The organism is Clostridium sp., assembly GCF_021372645.1.
Taxonomy (GTDB): domain Bacteria; phylum Bacillota; class Clostridia; order Clostridiales; family Clostridiaceae; genus Clostridium.
This window is the reverse complement of the sequence record NZ_JAJFUC010000067.1, coordinates 1-23464: the sequence shown is the minus strand read 5'-3', so window position 1 is coordinate 23464 and position 23464 is coordinate 1. Positions and strand designations below refer to the sequence as shown.

Below are 23464 nucleotides of genomic sequence, written 5' to 3'. Positions count from 1 at the left end.
AGAATACAAAGCTGAATGGTATGGTAGAACTATTGTAGTTGCTCCATCTAATTATGCGAGTTCACAGTTGTGTTCGGAATGTGGACACAAAAATGTAGATGTGAAAAATCTAGCACTTAGAGAATGGACTTGTCCGAGTTGTGGAGCACATCATGACAGAGACATCAATGCAAGTAAAAATCTAAAAAAACTGATAGTATAAGCTATTGGTATTATATTGAGGTTGGTTCGACCTTGTAAGCTTGGGTAAACTTGTAGCAGTAGCTATATTGACCAAGAAGCTTCGAAGTCTTTAGCTTCGAGGTAGTTCACTACATTCCCTATATTTAAGATAAATTTTAGGGAACTTAAATATTTGAAACTATTTTCATGTTGAGGTATAATATTCCTTGTGAATATTAAGGCATGTTTAAAAATGAACAAATCATTATTCTAATACATTTGATTTGTTAGTTTAATCATATGTCTAAGGAGGCATCAATAGTTATGCAAAATAATATAAAAAAGGTGTTAGTCATATCTCCAATGATTTTCTTGTTATGCATGTCTTTTATTGGAATTAGTGCAAAAGCAGATGATAAAGTGTACAAGCAAAATGATATAGTTGTAGCAAGTACAGAAAGTACAACAAGTACAGAAAATAAAGAGGCAGGTTCAGCAAGCTCAACAACTATTTCTGGACAAAATGTTGAAAAACCAAGCAAAAATGATAATGAAACTAAAAATGAGCAAGATTCAAATGAAAGATTAAATGAACAAACAGCAGTTCAAGAAAATTTGCCAGAATGGAAGAACATAGATGGAAAGCTGTATTATGTTACTAAGGATGGAATATTAGAAAAAAAGGGTTGGTTCAAAGAAAAAGATGAGAATCCTAATGCAAACAATGACAATGAATATTATTTAGATAAAAATTATGCTGCAACCATTGGATGGAAAGAAATTGCAGGCTTATGGTATTATTTCAATGAAGCTGGAATTAAGCTAACTGGTTGGCAGTTAATTAACTATAATTGGTATCATCTAGATAAACATGGAATAATGGAAAAAGGTTGGATTAAAGATGATGGAAATAAATATTACTTAAATAATGAAGGGATAATGGCTACGGATAAGAAATACATAGAAGATAACTGGTACTTTTTTGGAACAACTGGAGTTCTTCAAACTGGGATATATGGTTACAAAGGAAAAGATTACTATTCAACTAAAGATGGAATAATGGTAGCAAATCAGTGGATAAATACTAGAACCCATAAGTATTATGTAAAAGCAGACAGTAGTCTTGCAACTGGTAATGCAATCATAGATAATATAATGGAAAAGTTCGATTCTAATGGCAGATATATTGAGTCCACAAAAATGGAAGATCATTTGTTTATAAAATACTTAAGTGTTGGAAATGCAGATTGTGCATTTATAAAACTTCCAAGTGGAGAAACTGTACTTATTGATACTGGAGATGTAAAGACTTCAGAAAAAGTAGTTAATTTTTTAAAGGAGCAAGACCTTAAACAGAAAGATGGAAAAGGGGTAATTGATTATATTATAATTACTCATGGACATTCTGACCACATTGGTGGACTAGCTACTATTTTGGATAATTTTAAAGTGAAGAAAGTCTATATGCCTGATATTGCAATAATGAAAGATTGGTATTCAAATGTAAAAGTTACAAAGAAAAATGCTGCTCAGGTTGAAATGATGAAAATAGATTATGAAATTTATCAAGATGCAGTACAAGCAATGAAAAATAAGGATATTAAATTCACTGATACAAAGAACGGTGAATTTATAGATGAAAATAAAATCTTACAATTTGTACAAGCAGATAAAAACTTTGGGGGAATAGGCTCTGAAGAGATTTCACAATATTATTGGGGTATTAATGAAAACTCAGCTATTGTATATTTGAATTATGGAGATTTGCAAGCTTTGTTTGCAGCTGATATGGAATGGAATTCAGAAAAAGATTTTTGGGTAAAGAATTTATTAAATGGAAGAGATGTTGATGTATTAAAGGTACCACATCATGGAAAGGATACATCGTCAACCGTAGACTATATTAGATATTTAAAACCAGATATAGGTATAGTAAGCAGAGCAGAGGAAAGTGTTGAAAAAAGTATTGCTTACAATAATTTAATTTCAAATGGAGTTAGCATATATGAAACAAGTGCAAAAGATGGAGTTTCAATATATGCAACGCCAGAAAATTGGACAGTTCAAAAATAGATACTCTTACTAGAAACAAAAAGTTTCCCATAAAGATGAAGTTTATGGGAAACTTTTTTCTGGGGAAATAAGCACTAAATTAAAATGATAAACTCTAGTGCCTACGTATTATGGGGTACAATTATTATTTTAACCCAAATTAGTAAATATATTCATATGATTAAGAAAAATTTAATAAATGAAACTCGACTCACAGACCTTCCTTGAGTAAGTTCGAGTGCCTAAATACAAAAAGAAAGTTAACTCGTATGCACGAGTTAACTAAGTTCGAGGGACCAAATGTAAAAAGGAAGTTAACTCGTATGCACGAGTTAACTAAGTTCGAGAACCCAAATATAAAATTTGGACTCTCACTTATCTCACTTATAATCCAGAATCGTCTGAAGGGAACATATCTTGTGTATAATCAAATTCTGCAGTAGATATATTCTGTGAAACAATAGGGTCTACTGCTGGATTTGGCATATTTATAGGAAAATCCACACCAGTTGCACTTTCAACACTTTCATCACTTGGAGTATAATCAGTTCTCATTTTTGGTGGATAAACATTACTGGATTTTTCTTTTGAGCTATTTTGTAAATTTGTATTATTAGAAACTTTTTTTGTACTCATAATAATCACTCCTATTAAGTTATAATTTACAATGTATAACAATTGTTAACTGTCATTGTTAATGGGGATTCGTTATTTAATTGTGAAGTATACATTGTAAATTGTTCATTTGAATATGTTTGCATTAGTATTATTTGAAAAAAGACTCTTATTAATACATGAAATATATAGAAAACAATGAACAGACCTAATAATTATTAATTGGAAATTGTACATTTTTAATCCGTAATATGAAATCATTGTATTTTACATAAAAATCATGGTAAAATTATTTTACATGGATAAGGTACCAAATGAGGGTACGAATTCAACTAAATTCAGTTGGAATATAAAATTCTAGCTGAAAAATTTCACGTTATAATGGCACGAGGGGGAAATATTATGAATAAAAATATAAAACGTATAATTGCAATTACACTTGCTATTGGTACTTATAGGGCAGTTTCAGCGATAACACCAGGGACATTTTTAGATATTACTACGAAACCCGTTTATGCATCTTCATATTCTCCAAGTAGTGAAGAATTAAAATCATTAACTGTAAAATCAACTAATGGAGATACTCTTGATTTGAAGGATGGATATAATGGAAGTACAGTGAAATTAAATGATGATAAAGATTACTATGCAAAACTTACAGATGACAGTGAAGGAATAAAAATAAATGCATCTGTAAAAGGTGAAGGTTATATAGTTAGAATATTCACATCTGATAAAGCTGATGCAACAGGATATCAATCAGGAGATGAAATTCCGCTTGGAAAAGGTAATACAACTCTTTATGTAAGAACTTATGAATCTTTATCAGCATATAGAAAAGCTAAAGATGATAAAAAAGATGTAACAATTTGTGAAGAAGAATATACAGTAAATGTAAAGAAAACAACAGAAAGTTCTTATGAAGATAATACTCAAGATTCTATATATTTAGAAAATATTGAAATTAGCAAAGGAGACATAACCTTCTTAAAGCAAAGAACTAGTTATGATATAGAAGTAGATTCATCTGTTAGTGAAATAAAAATTACAGCACCGCCAGAAGATAGTGATGACAGAGTTAGAATAGATGGATCATTAGTGAATTCTAGTGATAATTATAGAAAAACTGTTTATTTAGATGATGGTAAAAATGAAATTAAAATAAAAGTTACAGATGATAAGGATAATCAAAGAACTTATACTTTAAATGTAACAAGAGGCAGTTCATCAAGTGATAATCAAGATGAAATATACTTAGATGATCTTAGCTTAAATGAAGGAAATATTGATTTTTCAGCTGAAGACACTTCATATGAGGTGAATATTGATGAGTCGATTAGTAAAATCAAAATAACAGCGACTCCAGAAGATGAAGAATACTTAGTCACAATCAATGGAGAAGAAGTAAATTCTGGAAATGATTATGAAAAGAATATATCTTTATCTAAAGGTGAAAATACTGTTAAGGTAGTAATTCAAGATGAAGTAAATGATAAAAAAAGAACATATACCTTAACTATAAACAGAGGTGAAGCTCAAGCTATAGATGAAACTGATACAACAGACAATCAACCTGGATGGGTACAAACAGATGTTGGCTGGAAATATAATGATGAAAATGGAAACCCATTAAAGAAGTCATGGCTATTTGATAAAGAGGTAGGACTATATTGTTATTTAGATGAAGATGGACTAAGAGTAACAGGGTGGCTTAAAGATAATGGTAAATGGTACTTATTAAATGCAAAAGGTGCTATGTTAACAGGCTGGCAAAAGACAGATGGAAAGTGGTATTTGTTAGATACAAATGGAGCAATGAGGACAGGTTGGTATAAACAAGAAGTCGCAGTTGAAGGTAATAACAATGCTAATACTTCAAGTGATACTAATTCAAGCACTAATGCAACAACTACCAATACTGACACTGCAAGAACTGAAGGTTGGTATTATCTAAATAATGATGGTTCAATGAGGACAGGCTGGTTACTTGATGGTGGAAAGTGGTATTACTTAAACACAAATGGAACTATGCAAACAGGATGGTTAATATATTCTAATTCAAAATACTATCTAAATTCAGATGGATCAATGGCAACTGGAACCAAAACAATTGATGGGAAAATATATAAATTCACTACAAGTGGAGCATTAATAATTTAAAATATACATACCCAAAGTTAAAACTAGAGTTAAGTATGTAAACTACCGAAATGAAGGTCATGCATTTGTTCCACAAAAGCATGACCTTCATTTTGGGTTTATATATTTTTAGTTTCATTCATAATATCTTCAGTAAAATTAGATTAAAAAAATGTATAATAATATTGATTTACAGATGTATTTTTAATAAAAATATTTATAAAAAATTAATAATTACATAACAAAATGTTTAGAACTATATAGTAAAATTAGAAATGTATAGGATTATAGTTATATATTTATAATTAAATTAGTTTATGGTATTATAACTATATAAAGGTTATGCTACTATATAAGAAATTAGATGAGAACTATTAAGTGATATAAATTAGAAAATGTATAAGGAGGAAGATAATGTATAAAAGGATTAAATATATAATTGCTGCAAGTCTTGTGATTGGAACAATTTCAGGTATTTTACCAGCAAACAATTTTATACTAGGGACTACGGCAACTTACGCAGCAACATATAAAGGTGCAAGTAATGGTGAGTTAAGTTCATTAACTATAACTAAAAGTACTGGAACTGAAATTGAACTTCGTGATAGTTATACTGGTGATAAAGTCTCATTAACAGGACAAAGTGATTATTATATAGAACTTAGAGGTGCTGATGGTTTTGATATATCTGCAGATGTAAAAGGAAGTGGATATGTAGTTAAGCAATTTACTTCTGCTGGTAAAACTGAAGAAGGCGAAGATGTTGGCGAATACATTGATATTGATGAAACTTATGCCAATATTTATTTGAGAACTTATAAAAGTGAAGATGCATATAAAGAAGCTTATGATGATGGGGATGTAACTGATTGTGAACAAACTTATGTAATTCATGTAAAAAAACCAGTTGTAAGTTCTGATGAAGAAGATGATAAAGAATATGCATATTTAAGAAGTATTTATTTAAGTGATGGGAATGTGGATTTTACAAAGGATAAATATTATTATGATGTAAATGTTGATGAAGATGTCAATGAGATACTTGTTAGAGCAACCCCGGAAGATGATGATGATTTAGTTGAAATTAATGGTAAATCTGTAGAAGAAGCTGATAATTATGAAAAAACAATAAGCTTAGACAAAGGAAATAACACTATCAAAATATATGTTGAAGATGACGATGATGATGAGACTTATACATTAAACATATATAGAGGAAAATCATCAACTTCCACAACACAAACAAGTACAAGCACAACTTCAGGTACTCAAACTTTTACAATTCAAAGTGAGACCAATAAATTTAATGCATGGCAAAGAGTTAATGGAAAATGGAAGTATATAGATGGTACGGGAGAGGCTTTAAAAAATAAATGGTGGTTTGATAAAAACACTGGGAAAAATTATTACTTAAAAGAAGATGGAACTATGTCTACAGGGTGGTTTAATGATAACAGCAATTGGTATTACTTCAATGAAAATGGAGAAATGAAGACAGGTTGGATATGCTTAGATAAAAATTGGTATTACTTAAGCAAAAGTGGAGTAATGCAACTGGGATGGCTAGAAGATTCATCAGGAAATTGGTATTATCTTGACAATAATGGAGCTATGAAAACTGGATGGATTGAAAATTCAGATGGGAAATGGTATTACTTAGACTCAACAGGAAAAATGGTTAAAGATACAACAATTAATGGTTCACACTTGGATTCAGAAGGTGTGTTAATTAATTAAAGTAGTAATAATTTTTAATACGCTTATGTATGTTTTTTTGTAAAATTTATAGAAAATTAAGGGAAAATTAATATTAATAAGTTGGACAATTATGATTTAAGTGGTAAAATTAATATATTATAGAAATATGAGAATTTAAGATGATAATAAAATGGAGGAAAGATTATGAATAAAAATTTAAAAAAGATAATTGCTATAGCATTAGTAATTGGAACTGTTTCAGCTGTTGCACCAGCAACACATGCAAATTTATTAACTACAAAAGCTTATGCATCAGAAAATGATGAAACAACATTAGATAGTTTGCAATTAAAGAGTTCAACTGGAAACACTATAAAGCTTTATAGTGATAGTGATTATAGTAGTGACAGTAGATTAGATAAGGATGATACACCAGATGAAGATACTTATTATGCTAAAACTTCATCTAGTACTGTTAATATAGATATAGATGGCCCTAGCTCAAAATATGTTAAAGTATTTAAGGGAACTTCTGATAATACCAAGGGTAAAAGTATAAGTAGTGATATTAGTATATCAGGAGATACAACTCTTACTGTAAGAGTATATGATGACGAACCAGGGTCAAGTGTAGAATATGATGATGATAATGATGATGCTAATATAGAAAGTGAATACGAAATTAAGATAGAATATACAGGCAGTGATTCAAGTGATGAGAATTCAAATTCTACAGATGCAAGTGATTATGATGATATATATTTAGATAGACTTAGTGTAAATGGTGAAAGTATTACATTATCAGATTCAAAAGTTGCTTATACTTATAATGTTGCTAGTGATGTTGATGAAGTAACAATTAAAGCAGTACCAGAAGATGAAGATGAGGATACTGTTACAATTGATGGTTCTGATGTAGATGATTCTGATAGTTATAAGAAGTCAGTAGATTTAGATAAAGGCGCAAATAAATTTGAAATAGAAATTCAAGATAATGATGATAACGATAGAATATATACGTTAACTATAAATAGAGGCGGAAGTTCTTCAATTGGTACAGGCACTGCAACTAATGTTTCAACTGTTAAAGCTAGCCAATGGGTACTAGTAAATGGAAGATGGCAATATAATGATGCAACAGGAAATCCAGTAAAAAATAGTTGGTTCTATGATAGAAATTATGGCAAAACTTATTTTTTACAAAGTGATGGATATATGGCAACTGGTTGGTTTAGTTATAATGGAGCGTGGTATTATTTAGGTACAGATGGAGGAATGAGAACAGGCTGGATAATGGATGGAAGTAAATATTATTATCTATATGCTGATGGTTCTATGGCTTGCAATACTATAATTGGTGGATTTAAAGTTGGCTTTGATGGAGCTTGGATTAGATAAGACTACAATTATATATTTTTAAGAATAAGGATAGAAAGATTCATGGGAATTTTTCTATCCTTAAAACTTATATTGCTATGCTTCTACTATTTTAACTTTATTTAAATATTGATTGCATATAATATAATAATTTTATGTGACTATAAGATTGCTTTTGGCATTAGTAATAAAATCTTAATAAAATAGTAAAAAATAACAAGATTTATTGTATTATAATGTAGTTAGTAGTATTTAACAAACTAAGAATTAATACGGTTATTTTAAAATTAATTTAACACATAAAGGCTGTTTGTTTATAATATACATAGTTTGACGAAAGCGTAATGCAGCCATATTTATTCTTATAATTAGATGTACATAATATAATTTTAAGAACAATAATAATAGATACTAGGCGACTAAGGGAGAATATAATGAAAAAGAAATATAAAACTACAATAGCAGCAACTTTAATATTTTTGACAACAGTAACAAGTAGTGGGGTTCCAGCATTTGCAGAGCCTAATGAATTATCGCTTGAACAGGTTGTACAAAATATACAGGAATGTGATAGTAAAATTGAATATAATATGGACGAGTTAAATAAATATAAAGAGCAAATTCTAGAAAAAGAAAATAATATAAAAGATAATCAAAATCAATTAATATTAGCAGAAAAAAATATTGAAGAAACAGATAAACAATTAGAAGAGAGACTAAAGGGAATACAATTGAACGGAGGTGTTGAAGCTACACCTATGCAATATTTAGATGTATTACTTTCTTCAGGTGATTTTCTAGATGCAGTAAAAAAGGCGTATATAATTTCTGAAATATGTACGAGTGATAAAAATCTTATTTTAGAAGCAAAAGAATCAAAACAAAAACTTATAGAAGTTAAGGAAAACATAGAAAAAGAGAGTATAGAACTTCAAAAAAATAAAGATGATGTTGAAAAACAAATTAAGGAATCAGAAGATGAAAAGGAAAAACTTTTAAAATATATACAAGAAAATAGTGAAATATTAAGTAGTGGTACAGATATTATTATTCCAGTAACATTGCCTTCTGATATTTCAGACAAAGCTAAGGCAGTAATAGAAGAATCAGAAAAATATTTAAAAGTTCCTTATTTATGGGGAGGCGAGTCTCCGGAAGGATTTGATTGTTCTGGCCTTATGCAATATGTATTTAACGCACAAGGGATAGATATACCAAGAATATCAGAAGATCAACAAAGTGCTGCAACTACTATTAGTATGTCTGAAATTAAGCCAGGAGATTTAGTGTTTAACAAAGTTTCTAACTCAACACATGTAGGAATGTATGTTGGAAATGATATGTATATCCAAGCACCTCATACTGGAGACATTGTTAAAATAAGTAAATTAAGTACATCTAATATGAAGTATGTAGGAAGAATTTTAAATTAGTAATATAAACTTAAAACAACACCACATTCAGAATATTAAATTTATTTAAATGTTGATTCGCATATATCTCTATATATATATCTATATATAGAGATATATATTAATTTAGGGAGGAATAAAAATGAAAAGAATAGTAATTACTACTTTATTAGCTTCAATATTACTTATAGGAATTACTCCAATTGCTGCTTCAGCAGAATGGAAACAAAACATAAATAAGCAATGGTGTTTTTTTGATTCAAGGAATTCTAAGGTTATGGGATGGCAAAGCATTGATGGTGCCTGGTATTATTTTGATCCTAATGGAATAATGAAAACTGCCTGGGTAGAAGATGGGGGACAGTGGTATTATTTTAATGAATTAGGGGTAATGCAAATAGGTTGGATTAAGCAAGGTGGTTCATGGTATCATTTAGGTAATACAGGTGTTATGGATAAAGATACAGTTGTAGGCGGATATTATTTAGGTGAAGATGGTATTATGCAAGATATAAATAAGAATAAGGTGCTATTTGAGGATAATTATATAAAAGTAACTTATATTGGAATAAATAAAGAATCAAAACTTGGACCAAAAATAAAAGTTCAAATAGAAAATAAATCTGATAAAGATTTATGTATACAAACTAAAGATGATGTTACAGTTGACAATACTAAAAAGAATGCATCTTTTAATGAAGAAATTGCTCCTAAGAACACAGTTATAGCTAACTTTATTTTATCAGATAGTACTGATAAGAATTTTAAAAGTGTTAATGGTAGGATTAAAATAATTGAAAAAGCTTCTTGGAGTACACTTGAAATTGAAGAATTCTCAATGAGTTTTTAGTAAAAATATATAGAGTATTATGGTAAAGAGTTATAATAATTTTTGATTATTATAACTCTTATTTTTATTTTAGTTTTGAGGTTCTAATTTTAACTAAAATGAGTATTAAATGTAATAGTGGTAAAAATAGAAAGTATGGTAAAATATATATAAGTAATAAAATATAATGAAGAGGAGAGTTAGAATGAATAAAAAAATTAAGCGTATAATATCTATTGCTCTTGCTATTAGTGCGTTTTCTGCAATAGAGCCTTCAAAATATTTAAACTTTATGACTATAAAAGCTTATGCAAGAGTTAAAGGTGCTGATTTAGAAAAGATTTCTTTAGGAAGAGGATTAATCGATTTTAAATCTAGTAAAACAGAATATACATTAAAACTAAACTCATCAATAGATGAATTAGAAGTTAGAGCAACACCTAAAGATGAGGATGCAGAAGTTAAGATTAATGGAAATGAAGTTTATAAAAGTAATGGTTATGAGGAAGTGGTAAGTTTAGACAAAGGGGAAAATACTGTTACTATAAAAGTTCAAAATGGCTCAAAGAAGAATACTTATACTATAACTGTAATAAGAGGAGAAATAGAAGAAGAAAAACAAATTTATTTAGATAGTATAAGTTTAAGTAAAGGAGATATAGATTTTTCTAAAGAAGAAACTTCTTATAATATAAATGTTCCATCTGACGTTAAAGATGTTAGTATAAAAGCAGTGCCAGAAGATACTGATTATGATGTTGAAATTGATGGGATAACAGCATATGAAGATAAGAATTATAAAAGGACAGTATCTTTAGAAAATGGAGATAATAAAGTAGAAATAAAAATACAAGATGATGATGAGCATGAAAAAATATACACTTTACATATAAATAAAGGAGCGATAAGTACATCAACAACTAATGGATGGATATTAAATAATGGACAATGGTCTTATATAAATGAAAAAGGGAATAAAGAGACAAGCTGGAAGCAAATTAAGGGAATATGGTATTTCTTAGATAGTAATGGAATAATGAAAACTGGTTGGCAAAATGTAAATGGACAGTGGTATTACTTAGATTTAACTGGAGCAATGAAAACTGGATGGATTAAAAATTCAGATGGAAAATGGTATTATTTATACGACTCTGGAGCTATGGCTAAGAATACAGTAATAAGTGGATACCAATTAGATTCAAATGGAGTTTGGATAAAATAAAAAATAATTAATACTAATGTAAGGAGGAATATATATGAATAAAAAGACTAAAATAATGCTTGCATGTTTGCTTACTACAAGTTCTTTATCGGTATTCTCTCCGATAAATTTTTCAATATTAACTACAAAAGCTTATGCTGAAGCATCAACCTATTCTCTTGCTGATAATGGGGAGTTAAAATCTTTAGATGTTAAAACAACAAATGGAGATAGCCTTGAGCTTTGTGATGATTATGGTGGATATAAAAAATACTTAACAGATGAAAAAACTTATTACTTAACTCTTGATGGAGAAAGTGATGGAGTGAAAATTTATGGTAAAGTAGAAGGGAAAGACTATGTAGCCAAGGTTTTTGAATCTGATAGAAAATATGCTACACCTCATGATATGGGAGAAAATATATCACTTGAAAATGGAAAAACTACATTATATATAAGAACATATACAAGTAAAGAAGCTCTTGAAAGAGCAGTAGATAATGAAGATATAACTAATTGTGATAAAACTTATAAATTAAACATAAATAAATCATCTGCAAATGGAGCAGATGATATTTATTTAGAAAGATTAACATTAGATTCAGGCAATATTCGTATTAACTTCCATATGGATACGATTTCATATAATATATCAGTTGATGAAGATCAAGAAGATATAGAAATTAAGGCTCAACCAGAAGATGAAGATTATACTGTGAAAATTGCTGGCTTTAAAGTTAGTGATGATGATAATTATAAAAAAGATCTACATTTAAAAGAAGGTTTAAATGTAATAAAAATAAATGTGATGGATATTAATGATAAAATTAGAACCTATACTTTAAATATAATTAGAGGTAAGGCTTCTGAGGGACAAAGTATAATTCAATCTAATGTAAATGAAAATAGTAATATTAAGATGAATCAATGGGTACAAGTAAATGGTAAATGGCAGTATAATGATTCAACAGGAAATGTTTTAAAGAATTGCTGGTATTATGATAGAAACTATAATAAGACTTATTATTTAAAAGAAGATGGAACAATGGCTATTAATTGGCTATATATTAGTGGGAATTGGTACTATTTAGGGCAGGATGGAGGAATGAAAACTGGCTGGCAAAATATAAATGGTGAATGGTATTACTTACAATCTAATGGAGTTATGGCTAAAAATACTAAGATAAATGGATACAAGCTTGGAAACGATGGAGCTTGGGTTAAGTAGGGAACCAAAATCTATGATTTTGTGTGAGTCGAGTTTCCTTTAAAAAAGAAAATTATAAAAAAGGTACCTAAAAATAAATAATCCTTTGTATTATATAGTGGAAACACAGGAAAGAAAAGTTATATGAGGAATATATAAAATTTATTTCTAAAATATTTTAAAAAAAGTACCAAAAATAAACTTTATATCTGTATTATTTAATGACAGGTTAGGAAAGATTATGAATAATAGTTAATCTGATAATTAATAGTATTTTATATACAAGTTTAATTTAATATGGTATATTAATATAATCAGTGTAAATTTGGTATAAATTACATATGATATAAAGTGTAAATATTATATTTATACAAAAATATACATTTATAAGCATTATATATCTTTACACGATTATACAATAATGCTATAATTTATCAGAATTTTAAAATTTAGGAGGAAAGAAAATTATGTTTAAAAGAGCAAACAAAATTACAGCTTTATTAGTAGCTGCTGCTTCTGTTATGTCAGTAGTACCAGCTATGGCTTCAGACAGATTAGGAACTAAGGATGGTACTGTAGAAAATGCGGTAGCATACAAAGATGGAAAGTATGTTTATCAAGGTTACAGAACTGATGATGATGATGCAGCTATCTACTACAATGCAGGAGATAAGGACAAGTTATTAGAAGATGTTGAAGATGCAAATTTAGGTGGAAATGCTAACTATTCATTAGCATATGAAGATAAATACGCTACTGCAGAAGATGGATCTGATGAATATCTAATAGATTTATCATCTGGAGATGTTGTTGATGATGATACAGCAGAAGATAAAGCAGATTCTGCTGAAACAAAATTAAAATCAGCTTTAAAGAAAACTGATAGATATGATGATAGCATAGTAATTAATGCTGGTGATGTTACACAAATCCAAAGTGGTGCTAAATTTGGAGATGTTTGGTATAAATATGAAATAGCTCCATCAGCACACCAAGATAACTCAATAGGTTCATTAACAGGACCAGGAACATTAATTGGATTTACTAATCAAACTGGTAAATACATCGATGCTTCTAACTTAGCTAATATCTATGCTTATAGCACAGCAAAAGGAAAAATGGTTAAAGTTGAAGAATATAATGATTATAATTCAGATACAAAATTAGAAGCTGAATTAGTAAGTCTTGATGTATTAACTCAAGATGCAGATTATATTTATGCATTAGCTACTGTTAATGTAAATGATTCTGCAAACACTACATTAGCTACTGGAACTACATCTTCATCTGTAACACTTGGAACAGCAGGAATTACAACAGGAACTACAACTAAACATTACTATGTTCAAAAGATTTCTAAAGCTCAAGGAGATAAGAAAGATGATGCTTACCTTCCAAAGACTGTAGCTTCTTATGAAGTTAATGTTGGTGAAATTCTTGATTCTGACGATGCTACTGATGCAGCTGACGTTTTAGTAGGTGCTACTAATACAACATATGCAGTAGTAGGTTCACAATTATTAGCTATTCATAATGATGCTACTGCTACTGCTAGTGGTAATGTTAAAGTAACAAGCATTAACCTTAAGAAGGATAAAGTTGAGTACAAAGTTGCTTCAGCACCAACTGGTAAAGTTGATGTTTATTTAGCAGAAAAAGATGATGCTGATGATGTTGATATTGATAACGTAAAAGCTGTTGACACTGACGTTGATGGAAATGTTTGGGCTGTAGCTGATGGAAAAATCTATGAATTCAAAAATAATGAATTCACAAAAGTTTACAGCGTTGATTCTTCATTAGATGCATTAAGCATATATGATGAAAACAGCTTAATCACTTGGGAAGTAGATGGAGATATCTATACAACTGTAAATGAAGGAAAAGCTCAAACTGAAACAGAAGCTGCTCCAGTTGCTCCAGCTAAAGTTGGTTGGGATCAATTAGCTGATGGAACTTGGAACTTCTACGATGCAACTGGAACTAAAGTTGCTAACAACTGGGTTAACGTTGGTGGAGCTTGGTACTACTTAAAAGCTGATGGAGTTATGGCTACTGGTTGGTTAAATTCTAACGGTACTTGGTACTTCTTAAAGGCATCAGGAGCTATGGCTACTGGTTGGTTAAATGATAATGGAACTTGGTACTTCTTAAACGCATCAGGAGCTATGTTAGCTAATACAACTGTTGATGGTTATGTATTAGGAGCATCAGGAGCTTGGGTTAAATAATAATTGACAATTTAAAATTGGGACGAGGTTATGCCTCGTCTCTTTTTTTACACTGTTATAATTTAGAATTAATGTACATTGTACATTATTAATTAGTAAGGTAAAATTAATGATATATGGAATTGGGGGAAATAATGTGAATAAAGAAATAAAACGTTTAGTTGCCATGTTATTAGTATTAACAGCTTTTTCTGTAGTATCACCAGTAAAATATTTAAAGAATTTTAATCTCAATGTAGCATATGCATCTACTGATGATGACGATGAAGAAGAAGCAATCGAAAACTCTTATTTAGATGATTTGGAAATAAGTGAAGGAAAGCTTGATTTTTCGGAAAAGAAAACTGAATATACTGTTAAAATAGATAGTAGTGATGAGTCAATAGTAGTTACTGCTACAGCTAAAAATAGTACTGATAAAATTAAGATAGATGGGTCAAGTGTTCTTCCTTTGGTTGACAACAAGGCAGAAAAAACTGTTGAATTAAATAAAGGAAGAAATCTAATTAAAATAAAAGTTGAAACTCAAGATTATGGTATAAGAACTTATAATTTAGTTGTAAATAGGGGTAGCGCTTCTAACTCAGATGATTCTGATGGTGTTTATTTAGATAGTATTACTTTAAGTGATGGAAGTATTTCATATTCAAAAAATAAGATGGCATATGATGTAAATGTTAATTCTTCTATAAACGAAATAAGAATAGCAGCTCAACCAGAGTATGATGACTATGAAGTTAAAATTGATGGAATTTCGGTAGATAAAGATGAAAGTTATAGGAGGACGATAAAATTAACTAGCGGAAAAAACACAATTTTGATAGATTTAGAGGATAATGAAGGAAATGAGCAAACTTATACTTTAAATATATATAGAGGAGGAACTAATGAAGTAAATGCTTCACAAGTAATTGATAATGAACAAGATCCTATATATTTAGATGATATAGTTATTGAAGATGGAAGTATTCCACTTAATTTTAAACCTAAAGTAACTTCTTATGTTTTAAATGTTAAAGAAAATTGGGATAATATAGTTATAAAAGCAAAACCAGAATATGATGATGTGGTTAGAGTTAATGGAACTACAACTGCAGACCCTTATATGAGAAGAGTAAATTTAGAAGAAGGTAAAAATGTAATTCAAATTAAGGTTAATAATAGCAATTCATACGATAGAAACGATGATGAATTTGAAGAAAGATTATATACTTTAACAGTATATAGAGGAACAAGTCAATCTAATTCATCAAATAATGGACAAATTACTAGTACAGATGTTAAGACTAATCAATGGATCAACATAAATGGAAAATGGAAATACAATGATTCCGTAGGAAATTATTTGAAAAATACTTGGTACTTTGATGAGAGTTATGGGAAAAATTATTATTTTAAAGAAGATGGAACCATGGCTACGGGATGGGTATCATATAATGGGAATTGGTATTGTTTAGATAGTAGTGGTGCTATGATTACGGGATGGTTTAAAGATACTAATGGAAAGTGGTACTACTTAAATTCAACTGGACAAATGGTGACAAGCACAACAATTAATGGATATAAGATAGATACAAATGGAGTTTGGGTATTTTAGATTAACCTAGTATCATAAAAAGGTAAAAATGATCCGTTAAGAATAACATATAATCAAAATTAAAAGTAGTAGTAAGAGTGTTAAATATATATAGGAAAAGTGGACAGTGTAAAAAATATATACACTGTCCACTTTTTATATTATTTATCAAGATTTTGTTTTAGTGAATTTCTGTTAATAAAATTAAGGGTAATACCAACACCTAAGATTATCCAAAATATTGGTGCTACACTTATTACGGAATCGTTAAATAACCCAGCAAATAAATAGCCGATAACTCCTAAACAAGTTGAGCTACCTGATATTTGAGATTCATTATAGTGCTTTTTAAATGCATATAACCTTATACTATCAATAATATAAATAATCATAATAAATATAAATGCTGATAATGCAATCAAACCATCATTTAATGCTATTTGTAAATAAAGATTATGTGGTTTATCAACAATCATATTAGGAGTAGAAAAAGCATAATACTTACCTATTAAATCATTTTGAGGAAATTGATAAATAAAAGTATCAGGACCTCCACCTAAAATAAGATTATTTTTAAGTAAAGGAATAGATCTTGACCAGATATAACCTCTTGAGGATCCAAGTCTTTCCTTTCCCTTTAGAAAACTAAATATTTCAGGAGACTCTATATCAATATCTTTCTTGCTATCAGGATTTACTAAATGAATACTATTATCATTTAGTAAATTAAATACAAACATAGGTTGGTTATTAATTCTTAAATAAAGATAATCGGGTATAGTTGATTTATTATTAATTTTTTTTGTAGTAAAGGAAATTATTTTAAATGCATTGTTATTAGTTGCATAAATCTTGTCTTTACTAGCTTTATCTTTATTATTTTGCTCAATGTATTGTATAACTTCATTTTTAGAATTTTTAAATACGTAATTATTGTTTTCATAGGATATTTTTAAAGTTTCTTTAGGTAATAAAATTTCAACATGTCCATCTATATGTTTTATATCTTTAACAGAAGTATGTTCACTAAAATCAAAATCACTTGTATTTTTGAATGCATTAGAAATATCCGTAACAAGTCCGGGAAGTCTATTGAAAATAACTCCTTTAGTTGCAAAATTAAGTCCACTGGCTAAAATAATTATAGAAATTAAACAAATTGTAACAGGTTTCCATTTTGTTAATATAATCCTTCCAAATACAATAAGACCGAAAAGAATTGCTGCAATAATACCAATAATTCCGGCACGAGAGGTACTTCCAAACAATAGCCATATGGAAAGCAATGATCCTATTCCCAAAATTATTTTATAAAGAATTTTCTTTTGAAATATTGTTAAAGAAAATAATATTGGTAAAACTATAGCAACAAAGCTACCAACATAATTATAATGATATAAAGTTCCATATAATTTACCTGTTTCATACATTAAGTTAAGTTTGCTATTAGTTGTACCTAAAACAAGAAATAAACCTAATTTACTATTAATTAAATCATGTCCTATATATTGAAATACTCCTAGGAATGAAAGTATAGTTACTAAAAAAAGAATTGGAATAATTATATATTTATAATTATCAGCAACTTTAAATGTATATATTGAGTATATGAACAAAATCATATAACAAGTAATTGTAATAAATCCTTCAGCTCTATCAAAAGCACCATAAAAAGCATAATTCTTATGTGTTGAAAATATTGCAGAAAATAAGGTGAAGGCCCAAAATATAATACTTCCTATTAAAATTAAATTCACAAACTTATCTTTCTTTTCAAATATTCTTTTAAAAAATATAATACTAATAAAAATTAATATAATTGAAAAAAATAATAAAAAAGAAGCTTTTTTTTGAGAAAATAAATCATTTTGAACTATTGCACCATATATGTCAGCAGTATCTTGATCAACTTTGAGAGCTACTATGCGAACAATTAAAGGTACTATTGTTAGTATAAACGCAATGGGAAAGAAAAAATTAATGGATTTTCCTTTGAAAAATGCAATGGAAAAATTCTTTGATTTTTCCTTAAAAAAAGTTTTAATATTTTTCAATTTCCGCACATCCTAATAGTTTTATTTTTGTAAATTATCTATACAAATATTTATTATAGCACCCTAGACAAGCTATTGCAATGAATTTGAGGGAGAGTAATTTTATTGAAAAATTTAATGTACTGAATAGGTTGTTAAGTTTATATTCAAAAAAATAAGAAACAGGAGTTATAAGCTCATGTTTCTTATTTTTTGCTTTTAATTTTGTTATGTCAGCTAAATTATTTGCAGTAACTATTTTAACTTGCTATAAATACTTTTCTTAAGATTATATTATTTATTGCGATTTATAGTAAGTTCTTTTCTATTCATAATAGTTAAGTGCAACTCCAACACCTAAAACTATCCAAAATACAGGAGCAACACTCACAACTGAATCATTGAAAATTCTAGCAAATAAATATACTATAACTCCTAAGTAAGTTACAGCACCTAATGTTTGAGATTTATTATAATCCTTTTTTAAAGCATATAACTTTATACTATCAACAATATAAATAATCATAATAGCTAGAAATGCTAATAATGCAATTACACCATCATTTAATGCTATTTGCAAGTAAAGGTTATGAGGTTTATCTACAATAATATTGGGTGCTCTATAAGCATAGTATTTACCAATTAAATCATTTTGAGGAAATTGATAAACGAAAGTATCAGGTCCGCTACCTAGTACCAGACTATCTTTAAGCATAGGAATTGACCTTGACTAAATATATGCTCTCATAGAACCAAGCTTTTCTTTACCTTTAAATTCAAAGGTTTCAGGGAAAACTATATTCATATCCTTTTTACTGTTTAGATTTATTAAATGAATATTGTTATCTTTTTTTAGATTAAACATAAATATAGGTTGCTTGTTAATATTTAAAAGAAGACCATCAGCTCTATTTGAATCAGATTCAAATTTTCCAAATATAAAAACACCTAGAATAGTTGCTATAGAGATGCCAAGAATTCCAACACGAGATGTGATACCCAATAATAACCATATGGAAAGAATAGATGCAATGCCTAAAAATATCTTATGCATAATATCTTCATCTTCAAATATTGTCAAACAAAATAATATTGGTAAAACAATAGCAACAAAGCTGCCAACGTAATTATAGTGATATAAAGTTCCATATAACTTGCCTTTTTCAAAAAGTAAATTTAATCCACTATTTGGCGTTTGATATTCACTAGGAACAACGATAGAAGTACTTAAGTTACTTTTGATCAAATCCTGTCCAATATATTGAAAAAGACCTAAAAATGCATTGATACCAACTAAGATAAAAATTGGAGTGATTATATATTTGTAGTCATTAGTAGTTTTAAATGTGTAAATTGAATATATGAATAAAATAATATAACAAGTAATTGTAATAAATCCTTCAGCTCTATCAAATATACCATAGAAAGATACTTGCTTATAATTTAAAAATATTGCAGAAAGCAAAGTGAAAATTATAATATACTACTGAAAACTAAACTTGAATTTATAGTTTTATCCTTTTTCTCAAATATTCTCTTAAAAAATATTATACTAATAGTAATTAATATAATACAAAAAACAATTAAAAACGAAGCTTTCTTCTGAGAAAATAAATCGATTTTGGCTGTTGGGCCGAATATACTAAAGGTATTTTCATCAGAGTTAATAATTGTCATGCGAACAATTAAAGGAACAATTCCAAGTATAAATGCAATAGGAAAGAAAAAATTAATGTTCTTTTTCTTTAAATTAGTTTTAATGTTTTTCAATTTTAACACATCCTAATAGGTTTATTTTTGTAATTCAATGATAAATAAATATGCATGCTATATTTGTAAAATTAAAATTTTTTAAACGCTTTTTTCCATAAATGAACAAATTATTATTTTTTTGTGCAATTAGAATTTAATAGTTGGAGTTGTAAGTTGAATAAGTAAATAAAAAAATAAGTTGTATTTGATATTAATGTAACTTATTTTTTAATTTACTACATTTTTTTTAGCTTCATCATCATTTATTATAATTTTTTCATTATTTTTAAAGCCTTTAAAAGCAGTTTGAAACAGTATACTTATATCCATTAATATATTCCAATTCTCAATATAATATATATCATATTCAATTCTTTTCTTAATTGAGGTGTCACCTCTATAGCCATTTACTTGAGCTAGTCCAGTTATTCCAGGTTTTACTTGATGTTTTACCATATAAAGAGGAATGTGCTCCTTAAAATTAGCAACAAAATGAGGTAATTCTGGTCTAGGACCTACTAAGCTCATATCACCTTTTAATACATTAAAAAATTGAGGTAATTCATCAATAGAGAATTTACGAATAAATGAACCAAATTTAGTTTTTCTAGGATCAGAATTTGTGCTCCAACCAGTTGCTTCCTCAGAATTAACTTTCATAGACCTAAATTTATACATGGTAAATAATTTCTTATTTAAACCTACACGTGTTTGCTTAAAGATAACAGATCCTTTTGAAGTAGACTTAATAGTTATAGCTGTAGGAAACATAATTGGACTTGTCAATATAATCAAAATCAGTGAACCAACAATATCTAAGGATCTTTTCATAAAAGCATTACCTAAATTATCTAAAGGTATTCTTCTGATATTAATGAGAGGGATGTCCCCAATTTGATCAATATATGGTTGACTTGGAATATATTTATAACAAAATGGTATTATAGAGATTTTTGTACCACTTTTTTCACAATCTGAAACTACATTTTCTAGGTATTTTGAATCAGATATATCAAGAGCACAAACAACTTCATCAGGCTTGTACACATTTAGGACATTTAATAAATCATCATAATTTCCTAGCTTTTTACCTTTAAAGTCTGATTTGTCTGCCACATATCCAGAATAATTATAACCATAGCTCTTATTAGCTTTAATAACATTTAAATATTCATTTGCTACTTCCCCGGCACCTACGATTAATACATGTTTTAGGTTTAACCCTTTGGAACGAAATTGTAATAAAGTTTTTCTTAAAACAAATCTTTTTGAGATAATTAAAAAAATATTTATAAAATAAAAAATAACAATAACCCATCTAGATATATCAACTAATTTTAAAATAAATAGTAATGATAATAAAATAGCTGTAAGTATTGTATTTGATTTAATAATTTGAACACATTCTTTAATAAAAGGTGTTGATCTAAATGAATGATATAAATTAAAAAATTGAAATACAAGAATGTTTATAGGAATAATTAGAACTGAATATTGAATATATGTGATTAATTTAAGGTATTTTGTATCTGGTGAAAATATATGAAAACGAATTAAATACGCAATAACCATTGAGATAAATAAAATTATAATATCTGTTAAAGCATTGATTTTATTTAAAAGGTTTTGATTTTCTTTTATCATTAATATTCATCTCCTTTATTAAGTATTATAGTTAAACTGCATTAATTTAACTTCAGTATAATTATAGATTAATTTAAGGAATAATCCAACTTTATTTTAATAGACAATTGACAAATAAACGATTATTAAATGGTTTTATGTTGTGATATACTAAAAAAATAGATTCTATGTAGGAGGAACTACCGAGTGAAAAATTTAGTATCTGTAATAATACCAGTTTATAATGCGTCTAAAACAATTGAAAAAACAATTAAATCTGTATTGTGCCAAAGTTACACTTATTTTGAAATAATTATAATTGATGATTGGTCAACTGATAATTCATTTAAAATTATAGAAGAGCTAAGTAAAAGTGATAGTAGAATTATTATATATAGAAATCAAAAAAATTTAGGAGTGGCTAAAACTAGAAATGTAGGAATAAACATAGCAAAAGGTGAATTTATTAGTTTTTTAGATAGTGATGATATATGGAAATGTTCTAAATTAGAGAAACAGTTAGAATATATTAAACAAAAAAATGCAGATATATGTTATACATCATATGAAATGATTAATAATAATGAAACTAATAGTGTTCTTCGTGTTGCACCTAAGGAAATTAATTATAATGGTCTTTTGAAGGAAAATGTTATTTGTTGTTCAACAGCTGTTGCTAAAACTAGTTTGCTTAAAAAGTATCCGTTTCAAACTGAATTCTTTCATGAAGATTTTGTTATGTGGCTAAAATTACTAAAGCATGAATATAAAGCAGTAGGAATACAAGAATCATTGGTAATTTATAGGAAAGGTGGACGTTCTTCTGATAAATTAAAGGCATGCAGAAATCGATGGATAGTATATAGGAAGAGTGAAAAATTAAGTTTGATTTTATCAATATATTATTTGATTAATTATACATTAAATGGTGTTAAAAAATATTATTTTTGTTAATTTTACTTCATATAAAATAAAGCGTAATAAGTTTGACTTTTAATGTTATATATGATTAAATCAAAGTAAGTATGCTAGTCAGAATAGATATATTCTACATGATCTACATGAATTTATGCATAATTTCGGATATAACTTTGATTTTATATTATAAAAGATATTTTATAATATGTACCTTATATTTATGAAATAAATCTAAATAATTTAAAAATTTAATTATTAATTATAATTAATCGAGTCATTTCTTGTGTGGTGTATTTAGGTTTTAGCAGAAATATTATGTCACAAGAAGTGCCTTATTTATTTTATTGTTTTTTTGTTTATTAATAAATTAATATATATAAATTCTAATAAAGAAACTTCATAGACTTAATATTAAAATAATATTATTTTTTAATATGCACAAAATATATTAAGAATTATTTTGTGAGGTAATTAGTTTATGAATAATAAAGTTTTCATCCAAGAATCAATATTTGAATTAGAAACAGCAATGAAAAACACTAAAAATGTAAGAATGTATAAAAGATATTCTGTTGTGTTAAAGCATTTTCAAGGGTTGAGTAACAAAACTATAGCCCAACTAGAATGTTTAGAAGAACA

General features: G+C 27.8%; 15 protein-coding genes and 1 pseudogene. 12 read left to right on the top strand and 4 right to left on the bottom strand.

Going from position 1 to position 23464, the window contains the following annotated elements; genetic code table 11:
* Positions 1-202, top strand: a 202-nt coding sequence (locus LLF98_RS11095; RefSeq protein WP_291703550.1) for a zinc ribbon domain-containing protein, incomplete at its 5' end; no start/stop codon positions are given.
* A 284-nt stretch (positions 203-486) separates the two neighbouring features.
* Complete coding sequence (locus LLF98_RS11090; protein ID WP_291703548.1) at positions 487-2235, top strand: MBL fold metallo-hydrolase; 1749 nt, start codon at positions 487-489, stop codon at positions 2233-2235.
* Positions 2236-2598: 363 nt separating this feature from the next.
* Here LLF98_RS11090 and LLF98_RS11085 read toward each other — a convergent pair whose 3' ends face one another.
* Positions 2599-2850 carry a hypothetical protein gene (locus LLF98_RS11085; protein ID WP_291703544.1) on the bottom strand — a complete coding sequence of 84 codons (252 nt, stop codon included), beginning with the start codon at positions 2848-2850 and terminating at the stop codon, positions 2599-2601.
* Positions 2851-3231: 381 nt separating this feature from the next.
* On the opposite strand from LLF98_RS11085, the gene LLF98_RS11080 reads away from it, so the two are divergent.
* From LLF98_RS11080 to LLF98_RS11040, 9 genes are all read left to right on the top strand, one after another.
* On the top strand, positions 3232-4989 hold the full coding sequence (locus tag LLF98_RS11080; protein WP_291703540.1) for a cadherin-like beta sandwich domain-containing protein: 1758 nt from the start codon (positions 3232-3234) through the stop codon (positions 4987-4989).
* 393 nt (positions 4990-5382) lie between these two features.
* On the top strand, positions 5383-6705 hold the full coding sequence (locus tag LLF98_RS11075) for a cadherin-like beta sandwich domain-containing protein (RefSeq protein WP_291703538.1): 1323 nt from the start codon (positions 5383-5385) through the stop codon (positions 6703-6705).
* A gap of 165 nt (positions 6706-6870) precedes the next feature.
* Positions 6871-8064, top strand: coding sequence for a cadherin-like beta sandwich domain-containing protein (locus LLF98_RS11070; protein ID WP_291703535.1), 1194 nt, complete (start codon positions 6871-6873; stop codon positions 8062-8064).
* Between the two features lie 413 nt (positions 8065-8477).
* Positions 8478-9476 carry a C40 family peptidase gene (locus LLF98_RS11065; RefSeq protein WP_291703533.1) on the top strand — a complete coding sequence of 333 codons (999 nt, stop codon included), beginning with the start codon at positions 8478-8480 and terminating at the stop codon, positions 9474-9476.
* Between the two features lie 121 nt (positions 9477-9597).
* On the top strand, positions 9598-10305 hold the full coding sequence (locus tag LLF98_RS11060; RefSeq protein ID WP_291703531.1) for a cell wall-binding protein: 708 nt from the start codon (positions 9598-9600) through the stop codon (positions 10303-10305).
* 184 nt (positions 10306-10489) lie between these two features.
* The gene (locus tag LLF98_RS11055) at positions 10490-11506 is read left to right on the top strand and encodes a cadherin-like beta sandwich domain-containing protein (protein ID WP_291703524.1); all 1017 of its coding nucleotides are present in this window, start codon (positions 10490-10492) and stop codon (positions 11504-11506) included.
* 34 nt (positions 11507-11540) lie between these two features.
* The gene (locus LLF98_RS11050; protein WP_291703521.1) at positions 11541-12713 is read left to right on the top strand and encodes a cadherin-like beta sandwich domain-containing protein; all 1173 of its coding nucleotides are present in this window, start codon (positions 11541-11543) and stop codon (positions 12711-12713) included.
* 446 nt (positions 12714-13159) lie between these two features.
* Complete coding sequence (locus LLF98_RS11045; protein WP_291703519.1) at positions 13160-14923, top strand: N-acetylmuramoyl-L-alanine amidase family protein; 1764 nt, start codon at positions 13160-13162, stop codon at positions 14921-14923.
* Between the two features lie 136 nt (positions 14924-15059).
* Positions 15060-16520, top strand: coding sequence for a cadherin-like beta sandwich domain-containing protein (locus tag LLF98_RS11040; protein ID WP_291703517.1), 1461 nt, complete (start codon positions 15060-15062; stop codon positions 16518-16520).
* A gap of 140 nt (positions 16521-16660) precedes the next feature.
* Here the strand turns inward: LLF98_RS11040 and LLF98_RS11035 are convergent, their stop codons facing one another.
* The 3 genes and pseudogenes from LLF98_RS11035 to LLF98_RS11025 form a co-directional block, all read right to left on the bottom strand.
* Complete coding sequence (locus LLF98_RS11035; RefSeq protein WP_291703551.1) at positions 16661-18544, bottom strand: O-antigen ligase family protein; 1884 nt, start codon at positions 18542-18544, stop codon at positions 16661-16663.
* Between the two features lie 313 nt (positions 18545-18857).
* A pseudogene (locus LLF98_RS11030) lies at positions 18858-20311 on the bottom strand (O-antigen ligase family protein).
* 201 nt (positions 20312-20512) lie between these two features.
* Entirely contained in the window at positions 20513-21928 is a 1416-nt protein-coding gene (locus tag LLF98_RS11025) for an undecaprenyl-phosphate glucose phosphotransferase (RefSeq protein ID WP_291703515.1), read from the bottom strand.
* Between the two features lie 186 nt (positions 21929-22114).
* Between LLF98_RS11025 and LLF98_RS11020 the strand changes: the two genes are divergently transcribed.
* Positions 22115-22861, top strand: a complete 747-nt coding sequence (locus LLF98_RS11020) for a glycosyltransferase family 2 protein (RefSeq protein WP_291703513.1) — start codon at positions 22115-22117, stop codon at positions 22859-22861.
* Positions 22862-23464 lie beyond the last annotated feature (603 nt).